Origin of the sequence: Candidatus Clostridium helianthi (genome assembly GCF_045310795.1) — a bacterium.
GTDB lineage: Bacteria > Bacillota > Clostridia > Clostridiales > Clostridiaceae > Clostridium > Clostridium helianthi.
Genome location: NZ_JBJIAB010000081.1, coordinates 1 through 4,302 on the forward strand (window position 1 = coordinate 1; position 4,302 = coordinate 4,302).

Here is a 4,302-nt window from a genome sequence, read left to right on the forward strand (position 1 = left end):
CATATTAGAAAGTAGAAACATTTTTATGCAGCAGGCATTGAAAATGAGCTGTTAAAAGCTCTTAATTGTAGGTTGTTTAACTAATGCTTGTCACAATGAAATTGGGAGCAAGTATTAGTGGTGCAACCTGTAATTTAGTACTTTCAGCGAAATTTTCATAGTCCTGTGAAATAACAATGTTTTTACTTTCGGTAGGTTATTGCATAAGTCTAAGGTATATATTGTTTATCTATAAATCATAGTGTGAATATAAAAATTGATTAAATTGAGATCTATTTTGTGGAGATGTATAAGGAAATTTTGAAAGATTAGTAAGTAAGAAGGCTAATGAGTAAGGAGGAGTGATATATGAATATCACTCTGCAAACAAGGAATTGGGAATGATTACAATTACATCATAACATATAAATGCATCATTGTAATGGTTTTTAATAACCAAAATTGTGGCATCATTCCCCATTTCTTTTGAGCTAAATTCATCTAGCTATACATGTTGAAATAATATAATGTTCAAAATCAAATTTATATAAATCTCAGTAGAAATTGAATACATATTTGTTCTATAGGACTATGAAAATTTCGCTGAAATGTTCTAAATTGAAGGTTGCACTTATTACTGCATGTTCCACTTTCAATGTGACAAGCAGTAAGTGGAACAACCTCTCATTAAGAATCTAAGCAGCTTATTTTAAAATGCCTACTTAATAGTATGAACTTTGAGGTTACAAACATGTACCAAATTTCTCTGTTTATGATATATATATTGCCAAAATAATTCTTCAGCATAATTCTAAAAATATTAAAAGAATTTTAGCTGTAATTGTGAATTGTGAAATGTGCAGTGTGAATTGCAACATATATATATCAAATTTTCAATGTGGAGACCTATTATATACAAAATGAATTTTGTTTATTTTTAGAAATTTAGAAACTAGGGGTGGTTAATATGAACAGTACAATAGATAAAGTAAGAAGATATAGAGAAATTTTAGCAGACATACAAGATATAGAAATAAGAGTTCAGGAGCTTGAGGAAGAAATCATAGGGATAAGTGGAATAGAGATGGGAGAAAGAACAGGAAAAACTTATAAGATTACTTCAAGTGTGGAACAGCAAGCAGAAAAGTTAATGGAAAGAAAAGAAGCTTTATATAGGGAGCAATCAAATAAGAAAAGAGAATTAAAAAGGATAGAAAATGCGCTTACTATATTGACTGAAGAAGAAAGTGACATTATAAAAATTGTTCATATAGAACATAGAAAATATTATGTTGTTCAGGAAAAATTAAAGCTATCTTATCAAAGGATCAAGCAGCTAGAAAAGCAGGCAGCCACTAAGATGGAAAAGTATATATCATAATGATTTTGGAAATATATTTCCTCGGAAATATTTGTTGTAAAATTGAAAAATTCAAAGGGAATGTGCATTGTGAATCGCAACATATATAATAATATTATAATCAATAGCCATATTTATGTATATAAAATACCCCAAAAAGTCTACAGCATTTTATTGTAGACTCTTTGAGTTTTTGAAGATATTATTTCCAAATTAACAGATTATTCACTTGGAGCAAAATAAAAGTAATAGAAAAATTTTAGAAATCGTAAATAATATCTATAAAAAATTAGTACTGAAATCATCTATAATAATAGATGAACTAAAAACACTTACGGAAATGATATGTTCCCTTCATACTGTCAAGTTTATTATTTTAACTGACTATTATAAAGGGAGCATATCAAAAAGTAAGTGTTTTTATTATATAAAAATAAATAATAAAGGGAGTGTAGTAGAAAGGATGGTATATATGAAAGGTATAGACGTAAGTAATCATAATGGAAGCATAAATTTTGGACAGGTGAAATATTCAGGAATAGAAGCTGTTTACATTAAAGCTACAGAAGGTACAACATTCAAAGATCGCTGTTTAGAGGTTAATTATTCCAATGCACATTGCGAAGGATTAAAAACTGGATTTTATCATTTCTTAGTTGGGACTAGTGAGCCAGAAACTCAGGCTAATAGTTTTTATAATGCTATAAAGGATAAAGCAAATGATCTAATTCCAATGTTAGATGTGGAAAGTAATTTTGATGGATTAATGGACTTTGTATTACGATTTATTGCTAAATTTAAAGAGATATCAAAGATGCAAATTGGTATTTATACTTATACTAGTTTTACAGATAACCTGGATGATAGAATTGCTGGCTATCCGTTATGGGAGGCGAATTATAATAATACTCCATGGAAATTAAATTCTAATTTCTTTGCTAATAGAGTGGGGCACCAATATTCGGAAACAGGATGTGTAAATGGTATAGATACTGATTGCGATATGAATGAGTTTAATGATGGAATACTAAATAAAACTAATGGATATGTAAGAACTAATTATCTTCCAATTGGATATAGAGGGGATGGAAGTTTTGCTGGAGTTGACATGGAATATGTGCAAGAATATTTTGAAGATATTCGTATCTATGCTAATTCAAATGAAAATGGAATCTGGGTTGAAACTCAAAATTTGCCTATGAGCAAATGTTTAGAATTAAAAGATACGTTAGGAAGTTGGTTTTGTGATATAAAATAGTTTAAAGGGCATGAGAGCAATCTTATGCCCTCTATTTTTTTGTACTTTTCTAATATGTCCTTAGTAACAGAATTGTAGAGAGTTATTATAGGAGCAGTTTATGTGGTATCTTGAAATATATGTTATAATAATCATTATATGGAATGGAGATTTGGTTTAGAATAGTAATTAAATGTGCATTAAATACATTTTAGGGGTAATGATTAAAAATGAAAAAATATTTTTTTATAATCATTAGTGTTTTAATACTAATTTTTATTGGATTTAGTAAGTCAAATACAACAAACATTAATAGGTATCTTAATAGCGGAACTAAGATTGATACAAATGCGAAAAACTTTATGCCTGCTATTGAGGATTTACCTAAATATAAAGATATATCATATAAATATAATCATTTTTCAATAATATTATTTGAGACAGATGCAATAACGCTTGTTGTTAACTATGATGAAGAAACATATGAAAAAGAAAAATTAACAGAAAAGTATAAGTTTTTAGACCATAAAGTTGTTTCTGATTTTGATAAAAGTAAATATTATATTCCTGAATATGAATTCTCAATAAACAATTATGATTTTAAAGTTGTAGAGGGAAATGATAATTATGAAGCAAGATATCCAAAGTCATTTGGTATGATTGGAACATCTGATGAAAAAAAGAGTATAGCATATTTATATTTCTATGATGATGATTTAGATTATATACGAAAAGATAAGGATAGCCCCATGGCTGATTTTGTAAAGAAGAATTTTAAATATGATTTTTAGAAATTAAAAGAAATGTACACCTAATTCAAATGAAAATGGAATTTGGGTTGAAACTCAAAATTTGCCTATGAGCAAATGTTTAGAATTAAAAGATACGTTAGAAAGTTGGTTTTATGATATAAAATAGTTTAAAGGGCATGAGAGTAATCTTGTGACCTCTATTTTTTTTTTGTACTTTTCTGCTATATTTCTAGTAAAAGAATTGTGGGGGAGCTATTATATGAGTGGCTTGTGTGGTGTTTTGAAATATATGTTATAATAATCATTATATGGAACAGAAATTTGGTTCAGAATAGTAAATAAATACGAATCATGTGAGGTGATGTTAATGAATAATTTGAAGACACCATTAGGTTTTATTAAAATATATATCGATGATATTGAGATAGAATATAATGCTGTAAAATTGGATAATGATTCAGTTATATTTCCTAATGTTGATGGCAGATATAGAATAGCAGTAGAATATGAAAGTGATAATTTACCACATTTGATTTGTTGCGTAATTGATGACGTGGAATACAGCAAAGTTAAATGTTATCCTGAATCAGGAGAAAGACTGGAATGCCAAGCTTTTTATCAAGGAAAGGTAAAGTTATCAATCGGAATAGAATGCGATACTGGTTACTTTGATACTGGAGAAAGAATTGGTAACTATGATTATGACAGTAGGTATTTAGAAAACGGAATAGGATACAGCATATTATCAACAACTGAATCTCATGAACTTGTTTTTGGAATAGCTTGGATTAATGATTGTACTGATGAAAATGATGTGCAAACGTGGTATGGGGCGGACCCAACATTTATGTAATTAATTAGTAGAATTGAAGTTCTAATAATTCGCAATATTCTTATAGAACTAAATCGCTAAAAGCGACGGCTTGGTTTAGTGATTAAATAAAATTTTATATGGAAAAAATAAGAAGTGAAGT

Annotated in this window: 4 protein-coding genes; all 4 read left to right on the plus strand. The window is 28.3% G+C overall.

Translation table 11 applies throughout. From position 1 onward, the window contains the following. Positions 1-946: 946 nt before the first annotated feature. The 4 genes from ACJDTP_RS27090 to ACJDTP_RS27105 all read left to right on the plus strand — a co-directional run bounded on the left by ACJDTP_RS27090 (position 947) and on the right by ACJDTP_RS27105 (position 4,181). Entirely contained in the window at positions 947-1,360 is a 414-nt protein-coding gene (locus tag ACJDTP_RS27090) for a hypothetical protein (RefSeq protein ID WP_077845133.1), read from the plus strand. Between the two features lie 451 nt (positions 1,361-1,811). Continuing rightward, the gene (locus tag ACJDTP_RS27095; protein WP_077853688.1) at positions 1,812-2,597 is read left to right on the plus strand and encodes a GH25 family lysozyme; all 786 of its coding nucleotides are present in this window, start codon (positions 1,812-1,814) and stop codon (positions 2,595-2,597) included. Positions 2,598-2,806: 209 nt separating this feature from the next. Continuing rightward, the gene (locus tag ACJDTP_RS27100; RefSeq protein ID WP_406762973.1) at positions 2,807-3,367 is read left to right on the plus strand and encodes a vWA domain-containing protein; all 561 of its coding nucleotides are present in this window, start codon (positions 2,807-2,809) and stop codon (positions 3,365-3,367) included. Positions 3,368-3,695: 328 nt separating this feature from the next. Beyond that, a complete protein-coding gene (locus ACJDTP_RS27105; RefSeq protein WP_078116856.1) occupies positions 3,696-4,181 on the plus strand; it encodes a hypothetical protein in 486 nt (161 codons plus the stop codon). Positions 4,182-4,302: the final 121 nt, after the last annotated feature.